We start from the raw sequence: 15,668 nt of genomic DNA, 5'->3' as shown, positions 1-15,668 counted from the left end.
AGTGATATGGACCTTGATGGTGGCAAGGGGGTCAGTCGTCCTTGATATCCATCTGCTGCAAGGCGATGACCGCCTGGGTGCGATTCTTGACGCCGAGTTTGCGAAAGGCGGTAGTGATATGGACCTTGATGGTGGCAAGGGGGTCAGTCGTCCTTGATATCCATCTGCTGCAAGGCGATGACCGCCTGGGTGCGATTCTTGACGCCGAGTTTACGAAAAACAGCCGTGATATGGGCCTTGATGGTGGCTTCGGAGACATTGAGTTCCCAGGCGATCTGCTTGTTCAGGCTGCCGTCGCGCAGCATTACCAGCACCTTGTACTGCTGGGGAGTGAGGCTGGCGAGCTTGCTGGCGAAATCGGGGCCGTCTTCGGATTCGGGATGCAGGGATATGCCGGCTGGCACCCAGTTATCTCCCCCGATCACCGTATTGAGGGCGTTGACCAGCTCTTTCATGGGGACCGACTTGGGGATGAAACCCAGCGCGCCGAGCCGCAGTACCTGCTGGATGATGGCGGCATCTTCCGAGGCGGAGACCACGACAATGGGCAGGTCGGGATACTGGCCGCGCAGGTGGGCGAGGCCGGAGAAGCCGTTGGCGCCAGGCATCTTGAGATCGAGCAGCAACAGGTCTACCTCAGGGTGTTCCCCCAGCAGGCTGGTCAGGCTGTTGATGGAGTCGGCCTCCAGCAGCTGGGCATCGTTGATGGCCATGTGCACAGCTTGATAGAGGGCGCCCCGAAACAGGGGGTGGTCATCTGCGATGACGATGGTAAATTGGCTGTCCATTGCTCACATTGTTGCTAACTGATTGTTTTGGAAAATCAAACTAGCATCGCTCTCTTGGGGGGTCAAACCCGCAGGCGTGCAAATGTGAAGCGACCGTCGGATGTCGTGCCATTGGGGCAGATGGGATGGTCACGAGCAACCCATGCAGGAGGCAAGAGATGGGATCCTTGGTATTGACGGTGGGCACGGGCTCCACCTGGGCAATGCGGGCGGCACTGGTGCTCGCCATGAGCGGGCAGGAGTGGCAGGAGCAGGTGTTTGATCTGGAAGATGCCAAGGCGTTGGCGCGGCTCAAGCGGTTGGCGCCTGCCGGCCTGGTGCCCTGGCTGGATCACGATGGCGTGCGGGTACACGACTCGCTGGCCATTGCCGAATACCTGTACGAGCTCTGCCCAGACCGCCAGCTCTATCCCGCTTCCCGGGCAGAGCGGGCGCTGGCCCGCAGTCTGTGCGCGGAAATGCACTCGGGCTTTGGCCAGATCCGCAGTCAGCTGCCCTTCTTTCTGGGGGCGCCGACCCGCAGCGAGCCACCGGTGGAGGCCATCGGCGAGCTGGCTCGCCTGCAGACCATCTGGTCCCAGGCGAGGGGACCATTTTATTTCGGTGAAGAGGGCATCATAGATGCCTTCTATGGGGTGATGGCCTATCGGCTTGCCAGCTATGGCATCCAGTTGCCCGGTCAGGCCGGTGTCTATCAGCAGGCCTTGCTGGCCTGGCCTTTGTGGCAGGCTCTGCTGGTCAAGGTACGGTTGCAGTGGCCTGTGGCTGCCCGTCAGCCGGCGTAAGACGGCCCTGTTGAACGGGTCGGTGACTGACATTGAAGAGGGGAGCCATTGGCTCCCCTCTCTGCTGATGCGTGGTACTGTCTATGGCTGCCGACCGGCAAACACCACCACCACCTTGTCCTCCCCCTTCTCCCGCACGAAGCTGTAGGGAGCATCCGACAGCTTCTTGTGGCTGCCAGCGGCTATGGCCGGATGGGCGGCGCGGAACTGGCCGAGTCGCTGCCAGTGCTTGACCAGCTCGGCCTTCTCACCGCTCCCGATCTCCTGCCAGTTCATGTCCGAGCGAACACTCTGATCGAACACGCCGCCATCCTTGGCCAGACCCCGGCCGGACTCGTCGCCGTAGTAGAGCTGGATGCCGCCCGGCAACAGCATGAAGCTGTTGGCAACTCTGCGTTGTAGCGGCACGTCCTGATAGTCGCCAAAGAACAGCTTGGTGTCGTGGGAGCTGATGTAGCTCAGCACGTTGAACTCGGGATCCTGATTGATGCGGCTGGCGTAGCTGGCATAGGTGGGATCGCTGCCTGCCATGCACTGGGCCTGGGGCAGGGCGAACTCCCGCTGATAGTCGAAGTTGATCAGGGAATCGAAGCCATTCTGGTACCAGAAATCCTTGGCGACCCCGTGATCCCACACCTCGCCCACCATGTAGAAGGGGAGATCATCGAGCGCCTTGCTTGGATTGGCGGTCTTCCACTCCTTGAGCGCCGCCGTGCCCGCCTGCTTGAGCTTGGCCCACACGGCGGGCTCCAGGTGCTTGACGGTGTCGGCCCGGAAGCCGTCGATGCCGAAGCGGCGCACCCAGTCGGTGTGCCAGGCGATCAGGTAGTCGCTCACAGTGGCATTGGGCAGCGCCTTGGCTCTGGTATCTTTTTTCGCTGCCAGCAGTGGCGGCAGACCTACCGGTTTGGTCGATTCGGTGAGGAAGTCCGGCAGCCCCGCCACCGAACCGGTGACGTCGTCTGTGCCGGGTTGCGGGTAACCGGGCAGGCCGGCGCGCACCCAGTCAGGGCCCCACCACTTGTTCCAGTCTGGTGATTGGTAGTCGATAAACTGGTTGTAGCCATGCCAGTTGAGGCCGCCACTCGGACGCCATTCGTTCCAGCGGGCCGGCAGTTTGCCGGTGTTCTGGGTCAGATCGGTGAGCCCCAGATCCTGCAGATCGGCCAGGGTGGCGTAACCGGCGTGGTTCATCACCACATCGAGGATGATCCGCATGCCGCGCTTGTGGGCCTCGTCCACCAGGGTTCTCAGGCTCTCCTCGTCGCCGTAGTTGGGATCGATCTTGGTGAAATCCAGTGCCCAGTAGCCGTGGTAGGCGTAGAAGGGGAAGTTGCCTTGCTCGCCGCCGCCGATGAAGCCGTGTACCTGCTCCACCATGGGAGTGATCCAGATGGCGTTCATGCCGAGGCTCTTGATGTAGTCGAGCTTCTCGGTCAGCCCCTTGAAATCGCCGCCGTGCCAGGTGGCGACCTCGTCCTGACCATCCTTCTGGCGGCCGAAGCTGTGATCGTTGGCGGGATCGCCGTTGTGGAAGCGATCGGTCAGCAAGAAATAGACGCTCGCCTGATCCCAGCTGAACGGCGCTGGCTTGGCTGCCTTGACCGGTTCGAGCAGCAGCAGGCCGCCGCTCTCCTTGCTCGGAGTCAGGGTCAGCTTGCCCTGTTTGACCACGGCCTCCTGTTTTGAGTAGGCATCCCGCAGCCGGGTGCCGTCAGGCCAGACTCCCTTCAGCGACACCGTCACAGGGCCGCCATCCCAGGCGATACAGGGCTCTGCCGGGGGCTGGCGCTTGAACTCGCTCTTCCTGGTCGCCCGCAGCACCTTGAGGCTGGGGGTATCGGGGTTGAAGGTAAACTCGTAGTCCCCGGCCAGCATCACCCGCAGGGTGAAACTTGTCCCCTTGGCGCATTTGTCCATGGGCTGGGCGGTGCCGAAGGGGAGCGGCTTGGCCTCGGCCGGACCGAAGCTGGTGCCGCAACTGTTGCCGGCATCGCCGATGCGGATCTGGTGGCTGCCCTTGTCCAGCTTGTGGGTCAGGCTGACGGTGCCCTTGTCCAGCGTCAGCGCCTCGGCCACAGGTTTGCCATCCACATAGAGATGCACCTCGGGGGAGGCCTGCACCAGGCCTGAACACAGGGGGCCAGCCAGCAGGGCGAGCCAGAGGGGAGAGAAGCGAGGAGAGCGACGCATAAGCCATTCCTTGAGCAAGGGTAACCGGACCAGATTCCGTCAATGGGGCTCATTCTAGGTGGCATAGTGGCGGGCTTGGACAGGCAAAACGCCGATCTGTGAACTCAGTTCAAATGGTTACGTTTTCAAGCCGGGCAAAGTGTGATGACGGCAAGCATCCGATCGCGCTTGTCCAGAGAAGGCCGCCCTGACGTCAAGAAGCCGCCGCCCGAGTCGCGACATTAACAGGCCATTTGCTCACGACTGAGCAACCCCAAGGGATGGCTTGGGTGCTTGTACTGGGCCCGCTTCTTTTTCCGGAAAAATGACACGGCTCTAACCCGACGCGGCGGACCCCGCTACTAATTGTGTCGGTCAGCAGGCATGACAGAGCGGGTCAGTCACAGTTGGCGGATGTAACCACGTTGCACGATATGCCAGAGGCTGTCTCAGCCACTATTTACCCTGCGCTGTGCGTTAACAGAAGGGCAGGTGCGCAGATATTGATGGGGGGGCAGGCCGAACTCCTGCTTGAAGCGGGCGGCGAAACGGCTGGGAGAGTCATAACCGCAGGCGAGGGCCACCTCCAGCGGAGTGAGGGCCTGTTGCAGCAGGGTGAGGGCGTGGCTCATGCGCACCTGGGTCAGCAGCTGGCGAAAGCTGCGCCCCTCGGCGGCCAGCTTGCGCACCAGAGAGGCGCGGCTCATGGCAAAGTGTGGGGCTATGGTCTCGAGTGTATGGTCGGCGCCTGGCTCCACCCCGAGGTAGCGGGCCAGCCGCTCCCCGAGCGTCATTGTGCTGGCGGGAAACAGCAGGTCGAGGGCATTGGCGGCGTGCAGCTCGGCATAGAAGCCGTGCAGCAGCTGGATCTGGGTGGCCTGGCTCAGCGTGCGGTTGGCCATGGAGCAGACCAGCTCGAAGCAGACCGCCAGCGCCGGGTTCACCTCAAGGCGCGGCTCCCTCTGCAGGGTGGGCGGGGCGCTGCTCAGCCATTCGGCGGGGGGCGGGGCCAGCAGGGTCAGGGCATGGGAGCTGAACTTGCCCTGCTCGGGCTGATTGATGAAGGTGAGCTGGTGGCCTGCCGGGATCAGCAGCCAGCTCCCCTTGTCAAACGACAGGCGCCTGTCTTGCCACCACAGCAGCTTTTGGCCCTGTTGCACCCAGATGAGGGTCGGCGCATAGATGAGCACCCTGTGCAGGGGCTGCTCGCGGATCCCGAAATAGTGATTCAGTTGCAGCAAGGGAGTGCTCATCCGGCGGGCTCCTAGGGGGTGACAAAGGTGGCGGTCAGGGTGGCCTTGCCCAGCGCCATGGCATTGAGCATGTAGCCTACCATGGCGGGCGGGGTATCTGCCTTGACCTCGAGATCCTGAGGCAAAGCCCAGGCGGTGAACTGGTAGCGGTGCATGCCATGCCCGGCGGGCGGGCAGGGGCCGCCGTAGCCCTGGCTGCCGAAGTCGGTTCCGAGCTCAAGACCCTGTTTGAGTTTGCCGGAGGCGTTGCTGGCCAGCTCGCTCTGATTGGCGGGCAGGTTCACCACCAGCCAGTGCCACCAGCCGCTGCCGGTGGGGGCGTCGGGATCATAGGCCGTGATGGCGATGCTCCTGGTGCCGGCCGGCAGATCCTGCCAGCTCAGCTGGGGCGAGCGGTTTTCCCCCTTGCAGCCGAAGCCGTTGAAGCTGAACGCCTTGTCCATCAGCTGGCCTTCCTGAATGTCCGTGCTCTTCAAGGTCATGGCAGAGGCGGGCAGGGCCGCCACGCACAGCAGGGAGAGCAGGGCGGAACGCAGGGGTAATTTCATTGTGGTGCTCCTTTATGGATGAGGGGATCAGTCTAGCGAAAGAGGGTCAGCCTGGTGCAACATCAAGGCTCAATATCAGGTTTCAGGTGGCTGATTGTGAGCAGGTCTGCATCTGGAAGGTAAAAGATTGGTACGGCGGGGTGAGACGGCAAGGGAGTGGGCGGCTGGTGGTGTGGCGACCATAAAAAACCGGCCTCATGGAGGCCGGTTTTGACATTGTGCTGACAGAAGAGCAGGCGGCTTAGCGCAGTATCATCTGCTCACGGCCCGGGCCGACGGAGACCATGGGGACCGGCACACCCAGCAGGGCTTCGATACGCAGCACATAGTGCTGGGCAGCCTTGGGCAAGTCTTCGAACTTGCGGATGTGGGAAATGTCTTCGCTCCAGGCTTCCATGGACTCGTACACCGGCTTCAGACCGGCGGTCTGTGGCCAGATCGGGTTCTCGGTGTTGGCACCTTCGTAGGCCACACAGATCTTCAGATCCGGCATGCCGGAGAGGCAGTCCAGCTTGGTCAGGGCGATCTCGTTGGCGGCCTGGATCTCCAGACCTTGCTTGGTGGCAACGGCGTCGAAGTAGCCGATGTCACGGGGACGGCCTGTAGTGGCACCGAACTCGTTGGCGAACTTGCGGAACTCTTCCTGGTTCTCCATGGCGGTGATCAGGGTGCCGGTACCGACAGAGGTACTGAACGCCTTGGCCACGGCAATCACGCGCTCGGGGCGCAGGGCCGGCAGGCCGCCACCGATGCCGGCATAAGCGCCGGAAACGTGGGAAGAGGTCACCCAGGGGTATTCGCCGTAGATGAGGTCACGGCCGGCGCCAAGCTGGGCTTCGAACAGCAGGGTGCCATTCTGGGCCTGGATGGCCTTGAGCGGCTCGCTGACGTTGCAGACGGCGTCGATCCAGGGTGCGGACACTTCCAGCAGCCAGTCGGCCATTTCCTGGGCGGTCTGGCTGAACTCGAAGCTCGGGTAGAGGGCTTTGAGCTGCGGCAGTTTCCAGTCGAGGAAGAACTGGATGCGCTCGACCAGCACTTCAGGCTGTTTCAGCCAGCCGACCAGGATCGCTTTTTTCATGACCCGATCACCGTAAGCCGGTGCAATGCCCTGACGGGTGGAGCCATAGGCGCCATCACCCAGACGGACTTCTTCCAGGGTATCTTCCAGCGCATGGATCGGCAGGCAGAAGGTAGCGCGATCAGAGATGGCCAGTTTAGGGGTCACGCCGGCGGCTTTCACTTCAGCCAGCTCGCGGGTCAGCGGCTCCGGGCTGATGACCATGCCAGGGCCGAGGACAACCAGGCACTCCGGGTTGAATACGCCGCTCGGCAACTGGTGCAGCTTGAAGGTGCCCAGGTCGTTGACGACGGTGTGGCCGGCGTTGTTGCCGCCCTGAAAACGGATGCTGGCGGCGGATTGACCTGCCAGATAATCGACGATGCGGCCTTTGCCTTCATCACCCCAGTTAGCACCTACGACTACGATAGACGACATGACTCTTTCTCCTAAGACGTTAGGCGTTCATCCTAGGAGGCTAAGGCGGATTAGAAAAATTAATTATCTTTATAATTCCGATAAGAGAACCATATAATTACAACAGCGTTATCGGCAAGACACCTGTGCTGCTGCACTGGCCGGCATAAGGTGCGCATAGGTGGAAAACAAAAGGATCCCCATGCTGGATATTCACTGGCTGCAAACCTTCGTCACCCTGGCACGGTTGCAGCACTTCGGCCACACCGCCACCGAACTGCACATGACCCAGCCCAATGTCAGCCTGCACCTCAAAAATCTGGAGCAGGCTACCCGGGTCAAGCTGATTGAACGCAGCCCGTTCCGGCTGACCCAGGCGGGGGAGCGCCTGTTGCAAAGTGCCGAGCGCGCCATCAATGAGTTGCTGCTGTGCCAATCCGACCTCAATGCCCTCAATCAGCTGAGTCAGGGCACGCTTGCCATCGCCGCCAGCGACATCATCTCCCGCTTGCTGCTGATCCAGCCGTTCCAGCGTTTCAAGCAGGAGTTTCCCGGCATCGACCTCACCTTGTTCAATACCACGTCGGATCAGGCGGCCGAGCTGGTCAAGGCTGGCAAGGCGGATCTCGGCTTCGTGATGGCGCAAAAGCGCAGCGAACCTCTGTTCTACACAGAGTTGCAGCAAGTGACCTGGTGCGCGCTGGGACACGGCTTGGCCCGCTGGCAAGCGCGGGCGAAGGCGGGAGAGAGCGATCCCCTCGATGAGCCGACCCTGATCCTGCTCGGTCACGACACCCGTACCCGGGCGCTGATAGACCCTTCCTTGCCTCTGCTCGGTTTGCCTACTTGTCGCATCATGGAGGTGGGCAGCGTGGACGCCCAGCTCGACTGGGCCGAGGCGGGATTCGGAGTGGCCATTGTGCCGGACTTCTCGCTCCATCCGCGCCTCAAGCTCACAGCCCCCGTGACCAGATTGACCGACTTTCCCGGCACCAGCTTAGGATACGTGGTGCGTCAGAATCAGGTGTTGTCACGGGCCATCAAGCAGCTGCTGCACTGGGTGGAGGAGGAGATACAAAGGCCGGATGCCTACCATCCCCCGCAGCCCACGGCTGAGCGCTGAGCCGGTTTCGGATAAGCCGGGGGGAGTTGTCACTTGTCCGGCCGCGATCACAACCGATAACAGGCAAGGTTTGACGGCTGAAATAAACGGTATATCTATCGCCTTCATTCCCGTTGTGTGTGCCGGGCCAAGGGATATAAAACGATACAAAAAAAGAGGCCACCCGTATGGGTGGCCTCTTTGCCTTGGGTATCCCCGGGATCACTGGGTGGGGATGCTCGCCGAGGGCGCGGCGGGCAAGGGCTGGCTCGCGTCGTTCGTTGAACCGGTCGCGCTTGGCGAGCCCCCTTTTGTGTCGCTTGTCGCCCCAGTGGCAACCGCTGCCGGAGAGACTGCCGCCGAGGCGGGCATAGTCACGGTTGCTTGCGTTGTCGTTGCCGCCGACGGGGGAGCTGCCACTCCGGGTTGAGTCGCCATGGCGGCCGAGGTGGGCGGTACCGCGACGGGCTGGGTTGCCACCGGGGCGGATGTGCCTACCGGGGGGGCGGTCACCTCGCTGCTGGCGTGCGCCGCCGAGGTCGCTTCCATTGCGGGGGTTGCCGCCGACACTTCTGTCGCAGAGGCAGTCAGGGATTCAGGTGTCAGTGACGGCAGTGGCAGAGCGGCGTCCTCCATGCCCGGATGGCGCGGTACGTCTGCCGCGGCCAGCATGGAGTCCTGGGTGAGGGGCGTCAGTGCCGGGTGCAATCGGGTAAATTGCTTGAGCCGCGCGGTCAGCACGTCCCGCACTGTGCGCACCTCGGCTTCGGGCAGGCTGTCCAGTGCGATCAACTCGGCGGTAACGGCGAAGGTACTGACGCTGGTGGGCTGTCCGGGATAGAGGTTGGCGCCGATCCGGCTGTGTTGATAGTAAGGGTGATGCTTGAGCAGGCGGTCGATCTGCTCCCCTTCGATAGGGATGATACGCGCCTTGCAGCGACCGGTCAGGTCCCCTATGCCCTGATTGGGGTGGCCCGCCACCACGAAAGCGGCATCCAGAGTGCCATCGCAGAGCCCTTCCAGCCGACTGTTGACTGCGGCCGGGATGACGGGGGCAAAGCTGCTTGCCTGCCAACCCATGGCATCGAGCAGAGCCTGACTGGTGACGCGCTCCCCCGAGCCCGGGTTGCCCAGATCGACCCGCTTGCCTTCGATGTCAGCCAGGGTAGTGATGCTGCTGGTGGCGCTGGCAAGCAGGGTCAGCGACTCCTGATGGAGCCTGAACAGGCTGCGAAGCCGGTCGTTGGGCGGCTGGCCCACGAAGGGGCCTGTGCCCTTGGCGGCATGATGAACCACATCCGATTGCACCAGTGCCAGCTGGATTTTGCCCTGGCCCAGCTCCTTCAAGTTGGCCAGCGAACCTGACGTGCTCTGCACCGAACAGTGCAGCCCCTTGCTGGCACTCTCTTCGTTCAGCAAGCGGCAGATGGCGCCTCCGGTCGGATAGTAGACGCCGTTGAGCGCCCCTGTGCCAATGGTGAGATTGGTGGGCGTGGTGGCGTGCAGGGGCAGTGCCAGGGCAGCAGCCAGCAAGGGCAGGGTGATTCGTAGCAGGGCAGGCAGGTGGTGCAAGGGGCTTGGGTACATAGTGAACCGGATCAATGGCTGATAAAAGGGATGGGCCTGGCCCATCCCGTATGACGTCTCATGTTGTCTATTCAGCGGCGGGCCACAATGGAGTCAGCCATTGTGGCCCGCAACGACTGCGCTCAAGCGTAGTTGGTTGCCGCCGACATGCAGCTGCAAAAATATACGCTATTGCCGTCAGATGCGAGTCTGGATCGCTTTCTCCATCCGAGCCAGTGCCTCGGTCAGCCGTGCCCTGGTGCAACCGAAGTTGAGCCGCACGAACTGACCATTGCCGAACTGGGCGCCGGGGGAGAGTCCCACTCCCGCCTGTTCGAAGAAGGCGATGGGATCCTCGAGCCCGAGCGCACTGACATCGATCCAGGCGAGGTAGGTCGCCTGATGGAGAGCCAGCGTGACGCCAGGCCAGCGGGCGACCGCCTGCTCGATCAGCGCCAGATTGGCGGCCAGATAGTCGAGCTGTTCGGAAAGCCAGGGGGCGCCCCCTTCGTAGGCCGCTTCGGCCGCGACAAAGCCCAGCAGGTTGACGTCGGCGCTGATGCCGCGCATTGCCTGTTGCAGCTTGAGGCGCAGGCGGGGGTTGGGCACCACGGCGAAGGCGCAGCACAGACCCGCAATATTGAAGGTCTTGCTCGGTGCCATCATGACGGCGCAGCGATCGGCGGCTTCCGGGCTGACGGCGCCATAGGGTATGTGACGGGCATTTTTGTCCAGCAGCAGATCGCAATGGATCTCGTCCGAGCAGACCACCAGATTGTGGCGCTCGGCGATGGCATCGATGGCTTCGAGCTCCTCGCGGGTAAACACTGTCCCACCCGGGTTGTGCGGGTTGCACAGCAGCAGCAGATCACCAAACGGGGCCTGACGTTCCAGCGCTTCCAGATCCAGCACCCAGCGACCCTCCTCTTCCACCATGGGGACTGTGAGCAGGGGACGGTCGTTGAAACCGGGGGCTTGCAGGAAGGGGTAGTAAACCGGCTTGGGGGTGATGATGCCGCGGCCTTGCTGGCTCCAGGCTTTGCACGCCAGGTTCAGACCCGGTACCACGCCGGGCAGGAAGATGAGCCACTCTGGCTGTATGGTCCAGCCGTAGCGGCTTGCCAGACGCGCCATGATGAGTTCGATCAGCCGGGCAGAGGGGCGCGAGTAACCGAAGATACCGTGGGCGACCCGTTTGGTGAGGGCCTCGACGACGGCGGGCGGCGAGACAAAGTCGGTGTCGGCAACCCACATGGGCAGCACGTCCTCGCCTTTGTACTTGTCCCATTTCAGGCTCATGGTGTCGCGACGATCTATTTCCCGGTCAAAATCAAACATGTGAAATCCTTATACTGGCCAGTGGGCTTTCAATGTACGGGGTCGGGCGCGGGGTCGCAAGCCTTGAGGTAACTCTTGATAATGACATAAAATAAGCGGCGCCATTTCATGCACTTGCCGAATTTTGGCCAGTTTTTATCCCCCAATCCAGTGGTAATCCTATGAGCTTGCTGACCACAGCCCTGCAGAGGCGTGATCCCGTCTCCCTCTCTTTTCTGGCCGTGACCTTTATGACCGGGGTGGCAGTAGCGCTCCAGGTACCGACCTTGAGCCTGTTTCTGGCCGAAGAGGTGCAGGTGCGCCCCTTGCTGGTCGGGCTCTTTTACACCGTCAACGCTGTGGTCGGCATCCTCATCAGCCAGTGGCTCGGCCACCGCTCCGACAGCAAGGGGGATCGCAAGCAGCTGATCCTGCGCTGCTGCTTCGCGGGTGTGGTGCTCTCCCTGCTGTTCGCCTGGAATCGCAACTACTGGCTGCTGGTGAGCCTGGGGGTCGTGCTGGCCAGTCTGGCAGCTACTGCCAGCCCCCAGCTGTTTGCCCTGGCCCGTGAATATGCCGACAGCCGCAACAAGCGAGCGGACATGTTCAGCTCAGTGCTGCGGGCCCAGTTTTCCCTGGCCTGGGTGATTGGTCCCCCCATCGCCTTCGCGCTGGCCATCGGCTATGGCTTCGAGGTGATGTATCTCGCCTCCGCCTTTGCCTACCTTGTCTGCGCGCTGGTGGTGTGGCGCTGGCTGCCCTCCCTGCCGTTGCCCACGCCAAATACCGAGGTGGAACGGGTCAGCAGCTGGCGGGACCCGTCGGTGCGGGCACTGTTTATCGCCTCCACCCTGATGTGGACCTGCAACAGCATGTATCTCATCAACATGCCGCTCTACATTACCCGCGAGCTGGGGCTGGAGGAGAAACTGGCGGGTGTATTGATGGGTACGGCTGCGGCCCTGGAAATCCCCTTCATGTTGCTGGCAGGCTACTACACCCAGCGCTTCGGCAAGCGCCCCATGATGCTGGTGGCCGTGCTGGCCGGGGTGTTTTTCTACCTGGGGTTGGTCACCTTGTCGAGCCAGCCTGCCCTCATAGCGCTGCAACTGCTTAACGCCATCTTCATCGGCATAGTCGCGGGGATCGGTATGTCCTACTTCCAGGATCTGATGCCGGGGCGCGCCGGGGTGGCGACTACCCTGTTTGCCAACAGCATACGCACCGGTTCCATCATGGCGGGGGCCATAGCGGGAACCGTGGCCGAGATCTGGAGCTTTCACGGTGTCTTCATGGTGGCGACCGCACTGGCGATGGCGGCACTGGCCGCCTGCTGGCGGGTACCCAATGTGTAAGGCGGGTCTGTGACCGGTTGGCGATGGGTGACGCAGGCAGCCTGACGGCTTGGGCTTATCTGTCGTTATCGGTCTGATATTCGTTGCGCAGGCAACGCAGCAGCAGCTCGGTGGCCGGACCCAGGGTATCGGCCGTTGATGGCGTGAGCTGAGATATCAGTATCGCTGTCGCTGACCGAGGTTACTTGTCGTTATCGGTCTGATATTCGTTGCGCAGACAGCGCAGCAGCAGCTCGGTGGCCGGACCCAGGGTATCGGCCGTTGATGGCGTGAGCTGAGATATCAGTATCGCTGTCGCTGACCGAGGTTACTTGTCGTTATCGGTCTGATATTCGTTGCGCAGACAGCGCAGCAGCAGTTCGGTGGCCGGACCCAGGGTATCGGCTGACGGGGTGAGCAGATAGGTATAGAGGTGGCGCTCGTTGCCGCTCTCCAGATCCAGCGGTACCAGGGCGCCGCTGCCCAGCTCCTCCTGCACCAGATGGCGGGGCAACCAGGCATAGCCAAGGCCGAGTTTGAGCATGGCGATGGCTTCGTGATAGTGGGTCGCCTTCCAGCCGGTGTCGTCCGCATCGTTCCAGTCCACTGAGCGGTGGATGGGGGGATGCAAGCTTATCTGGTTGTGGCTGGCGAGCTCCTCGGTGGAGACGGCCCCCGTCAGGGCGGCGAGGGGATGTTCGGCCGAGCAGAGCGGCAGCAGGCATACTTCGTCCAGCGGCAGGCCGGTGCGATCCTGGGGCAGGTGTTCGGACAGCATGAGATCCCCTACCTGCAATGCATTGAAGTGACAGTGAATGCGCTCGTGCAGATTGACGCGGCAGCCCCGGCTGCGGGGATAGAAGTTGGCCAGTGCCCGATAGAGACGCTCCCGCGGTTGCAGCACGGAAACATAGAGATTGATCTGCGGCTCCCACTGCCGCTCCAGGTTGTTGGCCAGGTTTTCCAGCTCTTCCACCTGCTGGCTGAGCTGACGGGCCCGCTTGAGGAAGATCTCCCCTGCAGGCGTCAATACCGCCTTGCGCCCCCTCACTTCCAGCAGGGGCACTCCCAGACTCTGCTGCAGCTTGGCCACCGCATGATTGAGAGAGGATTGGCTCTTGTTCAGCGCCTCGGCGGCCTGGGCATAACCGCCGCAGTCCACCACGGCCTGAAAGATCCGCCATTGCTCAAACGTGCTCTTGGGACGAAACATATCTCAACCTGATAAGGGATCGGATCTGATAAAGGCCTTCGACAGGGTGCCGACGACACCCTATTGAATTTAACCCCATGCGGTGCAGGGTTCCGGTTATTTTGTTGATTTATTTGGGCTGGGCCACAAAGGTCTGACCGGTTTTGCCACGGCTGTCCTGTCCCATCAGGTAGAGATAGAGCGGCATCAGGTCGGCCGGCGTCTTGAGTTGCTGGGGATCTTCCGCCGGGAAGGCGCTGGCGCGCATCTTGGTGCGGGTACCGCCCGGGTTGAGGGTGTTGACTCGCACAGCCGTGTTTTCCAGTTCGTCGGCCAGCACTTCCATCATGCCTTCGATGGCGAACTTGGAGATGGCGTAGGTGCCCCAGTAGGCGCGGCCTTTGCGTCCCACGCTGGAGGATGTGTAGACGATGGAGGCCTCACCATGCTCCCTGGCGGTCTGGCGGATCAGCGGCAGCAGCGCCTGGGTCAGCAGGAATTCGGATTTCACGTTGACCTGCATCACCTCGTCCCACTCTTTCTCCTGAATATGTTCGAAGGGGGAGAGGGTGCCTAGCAGGCCGGCGTTGAACAGTACGCCGTCGAGGCGGCCAAACTGCTGGGCGAAGGTCTCGGCCATGCCGCGGTAGTGGGCGGCGGTTGCTCCTTTCAGGTCCACCGGCACTATGGCGGGAAGGGGATAACCGGCGGCCTCAATCTGGTCATAAACAGCCTCGAGTTTGGCACTGGTGCGGCCGAGCAGGATCACGGTCGCACCGTGGGCTGCATAGGTGATCGCCGCTTCGCGGCCTATGCCGTCACCGGCACCTGTGACCAGAATGACCTTGTCCTTGAGCAGATCCCGGGGTGCCTGATAATCGAGCATGACAACTCCTGTTAACAAATTCGTGGCAGATGCGCGCGGCAATAGAGGGGCAAGTGTACTGATCCCGCACGGCATTTGACCAGTATGAGACGGCAAAAATGTGAAGAAAATAGAGGGGTTGTGATTGTCGAGTCTGTTTTTTGAGCCACTGTCGCAGAGTTTTTGCGCGAGCCCTGCAAACTCCCTAGAATGTGAAAAACTCGAACACTGAGCGGAGCATCAAGTGGCATTTTTGACCGAATATGGGCTGTTCCTGGCCAAGACCCTCACCTTACTGCTGGCCGTAGCTGCCGTCATCCTGATGGTGATCAGCAGCCGTCAGCCCAAGTCCCGCAAGGGTGAGCTGGTGGTGACCGATCTCTCCAGCGAGCTGGAGCAGGGGCGTTATCAATTGCAGGCAGCGTTGGCCGGCAAGACCGAGCGCAAGCTGCTGGAGAAAACGCGCAAGGCCGAACACAAGGCGCGCGCCAAGACGGAAGACGAACGCAGCCGCCTGTTTGTGCTCGATTTCAACGGCAGCATGGATGCCAAAGAGGTGGCTTCCCTGCGAGAAGAGGTGAGCGCCGTGATAGGGGTCGCCCAATCCGGTGACGAGGTGTTGCTGCGTCTTGAGTCCGGCGGCGGTGTGGTCCATGGCTATGGCCTGGCAGCTTCCCAGCTGCAGCGACTGCGGGACAAGGGCATCAAGCTCACCGTAGCCATCGACAAGGTGGCGGCGAGCGGCGGCTACATGATGGCCTGCGTGGCAGATCAGATACTGGCGGCGCCCTTTGCCATCGTCGGCTCCATCGGTGTGATTGCCCAGTTGCCGAACTTCAACAAGCTCTTGAAAAAGCACGACATCGAATTCGAGATGCACACCGCTGGCCAGTACAAGCGCACCATTACCATGTTCGGTGAGAACGACGATCTGGGGCGGGAAAAGTTTCGTGAGGAGCTGGGCGCCATCCACGAGCGGTTCAAGGCGTTCGTGGCCGAGCACAGACCCCACCTCGACATAGACAGTGTCACCACGGGGGAACACTGGCTGGCGAGCCAGGCCAAGGGGCTGGGGCTGGTGGATACCCTCTGCACCAGCGACGACTACCTGCTGGCCCAGGCCAGCCACCACAAGGTGGTCGGCATCAGCTATCGCAAGCCAAAGAGCCTGACCCAGAAGCTGGGCCAGCAGGCGGGCCTGGCGCTGGAATCGAGTCTCGGCCGGCTGTGGCAGCATAGTCCCTGGCGCTGAGGCACAGTTCAATGAGT

Annotated in this window: 13 protein-coding genes and 1 pseudogene; 4 read left to right on the top strand and 10 right to left on the bottom strand. The window is 61.9% G+C overall.

Annotation, left to right across the window (positions count from 1 at the left end):
• Nucleotides 1–31: 31 nt before the first annotated feature.
• A pseudogene (locus OKC28_RS19365) lies at nucleotides 32–136 on the bottom strand (LuxR C-terminal-related transcriptional regulator); the annotation flags it as partial.
• A gap of 7 nt (nucleotides 137–143) precedes the next feature.
• Entirely contained in the window at nucleotides 144–788 is a 645-nt protein-coding gene (locus OKC28_RS19360) for a response regulator (protein WP_021139081.1), read from the bottom strand.
• A gap of 158 nt (nucleotides 789–946) precedes the next feature.
• Between OKC28_RS19360 and OKC28_RS19355 the strand changes: the two genes are divergently transcribed.
• Entirely contained in the window at nucleotides 947–1,573 is a 627-nt protein-coding gene (locus OKC28_RS19355; RefSeq protein ID WP_021139080.1) for a glutathione S-transferase, read from the top strand.
• Between the two features lie 81 nt (nucleotides 1,574–1,654).
• Here the strand turns inward: OKC28_RS19355 and OKC28_RS19350 are convergent, their stop codons facing one another.
• From OKC28_RS19350 to OKC28_RS19335, 4 genes are all read right to left on the bottom strand, one after another.
• Complete coding sequence (locus OKC28_RS19350; RefSeq protein WP_270690986.1) at nucleotides 1,655–3,766, bottom strand: alpha-amylase; 2,112 nt, start codon at nucleotides 3,764–3,766, stop codon at nucleotides 1,655–1,657.
• A 428-nt stretch (nucleotides 3,767–4,194) separates the two neighbouring features.
• Nucleotides 4,195–4,998, bottom strand: a complete 804-nt coding sequence (locus OKC28_RS19345) for a helix-turn-helix transcriptional regulator (RefSeq protein WP_270690985.1) — start codon at nucleotides 4,996–4,998, stop codon at nucleotides 4,195–4,197.
• An 11-nt stretch (nucleotides 4,999–5,009) separates the two neighbouring features.
• Entirely contained in the window at nucleotides 5,010–5,546 is a 537-nt protein-coding gene (locus OKC28_RS19340; protein WP_270690984.1) for a YbhB/YbcL family Raf kinase inhibitor-like protein, read from the bottom strand.
• A gap of 241 nt (nucleotides 5,547–5,787) precedes the next feature.
• A complete protein-coding gene (locus OKC28_RS19335; protein WP_021139077.1) occupies nucleotides 5,788–7,044 on the bottom strand; it encodes an adenylosuccinate synthetase in 1,257 nt (418 codons plus the stop codon).
• Between the two features lie 181 nt (nucleotides 7,045–7,225).
• On the opposite strand from OKC28_RS19335, the gene OKC28_RS19330 reads away from it, so the two are divergent.
• The gene (locus OKC28_RS19330; RefSeq protein WP_058393458.1) at nucleotides 7,226–8,146 is read left to right on the top strand and encodes a LysR family transcriptional regulator; all 921 of its coding nucleotides are present in this window, start codon (nucleotides 7,226–7,228) and stop codon (nucleotides 8,144–8,146) included.
• Between the two features lie 201 nt (nucleotides 8,147–8,347).
• Here OKC28_RS19330 and OKC28_RS19325 read toward each other — a convergent pair whose 3' ends face one another.
• Nucleotides 8,348–9,712, bottom strand: a complete 1,365-nt coding sequence (locus OKC28_RS19325; RefSeq protein WP_270690983.1) for a TAXI family TRAP transporter solute-binding subunit — start codon at nucleotides 9,710–9,712, stop codon at nucleotides 8,348–8,350.
• A 177-nt stretch (nucleotides 9,713–9,889) separates the two neighbouring features.
• Complete coding sequence (locus tag OKC28_RS19320; protein ID WP_270690982.1) at nucleotides 9,890–11,029, bottom strand: MalY/PatB family protein; 1,140 nt, start codon at nucleotides 11,027–11,029, stop codon at nucleotides 9,890–9,892.
• A gap of 161 nt (nucleotides 11,030–11,190) precedes the next feature.
• On the opposite strand from OKC28_RS19320, the gene OKC28_RS19315 reads away from it, so the two are divergent.
• Nucleotides 11,191–12,363: an MFS transporter gene (locus OKC28_RS19315; RefSeq protein WP_234595969.1), complete on the top strand. Its 1,173-nt coding sequence runs from the start codon at nucleotides 11,191–11,193 to the stop codon at nucleotides 12,361–12,363.
• A 307-nt stretch (nucleotides 12,364–12,670) separates the two neighbouring features.
• Here the strand turns inward: OKC28_RS19315 and OKC28_RS19310 are convergent, their stop codons facing one another.
• Together OKC28_RS19310 and OKC28_RS19305 are read right to left on the bottom strand one after the other, a co-directional pair.
• Nucleotides 12,671–13,555: a LysR family transcriptional regulator gene (locus OKC28_RS19310; protein WP_005312172.1), complete on the bottom strand. Its 885-nt coding sequence runs from the start codon at nucleotides 13,553–13,555 to the stop codon at nucleotides 12,671–12,673.
• Between the two features lie 109 nt (nucleotides 13,556–13,664).
• Entirely contained in the window at nucleotides 13,665–14,420 is a 756-nt protein-coding gene (locus tag OKC28_RS19305; RefSeq protein ID WP_125606349.1) for a YciK family oxidoreductase, read from the bottom strand.
• 223 nt (nucleotides 14,421–14,643) lie between these two features.
• On the opposite strand from OKC28_RS19305, the gene sohB reads away from it, so the two are divergent.
• Nucleotides 14,644–15,651, top strand: coding sequence for a protease SohB (gene sohB, locus OKC28_RS19300; RefSeq protein ID WP_270690979.1), 1,008 nt, complete (start codon nucleotides 14,644–14,646; stop codon nucleotides 15,649–15,651).
• The last annotated feature ends 17 nt before the right edge of the window (nucleotides 15,652–15,668 follow it).

The organism is Aeromonas sp. D3, from assembly GCF_027705025.1.
Classification (GTDB): Bacteria; Pseudomonadota; Gammaproteobacteria; order Enterobacterales; family Aeromonadaceae; genus Aeromonas; species Aeromonas salmonicida.
Note: the sequence above shows the minus strand (reverse complement) of the source record. Positions and strands in the feature narration are given on the sequence as shown.

Coding starts and splice junctions, on each gene's coding strand:
- OKC28_RS19335 (WP_021139077.1), bottom strand. CDS start 7,044: ATGTCGTCTATCGTAGTCGTAGGTGCTAACTGGGGTGATGAAGGCAAA.
- OKC28_RS19310 (WP_005312172.1), bottom strand. CDS start 13,555: ATGTTTCGTCCCAAGAGCACGTTTGAGCAATGGCGGATCTTTCAGGCC.
- OKC28_RS19340 (WP_270690984.1), bottom strand. CDS start 5,546: ATGAAATTACCCCTGCGTTCCGCCCTGCTCTCCCTGCTGTGCGTGGCG.
- OKC28_RS19315 (WP_234595969.1), top strand. CDS start 11,191: ATGAGCTTGCTGACCACAGCCCTGCAGAGGCGTGATCCCGTCTCCCTC.
- OKC28_RS19355 (WP_021139080.1), top strand. CDS start 947: ATGGGATCCTTGGTATTGACGGTGGGCACGGGCTCCACCTGGGCAATG.
- OKC28_RS19325 (WP_270690983.1), bottom strand. CDS start 9,712: ATGTACCCAAGCCCCTTGCACCACCTGCCTGCCCTGCTACGAATCACC.
- OKC28_RS19305 (WP_125606349.1), bottom strand. CDS start 14,420: ATGCTCGATTATCAGGCACCCCGGGATCTGCTCAAGGACAAGGTCATT.
- OKC28_RS19320 (WP_270690982.1), bottom strand. CDS start 11,029: ATGTTTGATTTTGACCGGGAAATAGATCGTCGCGACACCATGAGCCTG.
- OKC28_RS19330 (WP_058393458.1), top strand. CDS start 7,226: ATGCTGGATATTCACTGGCTGCAAACCTTCGTCACCCTGGCACGGTTG.
- OKC28_RS19345 (WP_270690985.1), bottom strand. CDS start 4,998: ATGAGCACTCCCTTGCTGCAACTGAATCACTATTTCGGGATCCGCGAG.
- OKC28_RS19360 (WP_021139081.1), bottom strand. CDS start 788: ATGGACAGCCAATTTACCATCGTCATCGCAGATGACCACCCCCTGTTT.
- OKC28_RS19350 (WP_270690986.1), bottom strand. CDS start 3,766: ATGCGTCGCTCTCCTCGCTTCTCTCCCCTCTGGCTCGCCCTGCTGGCT.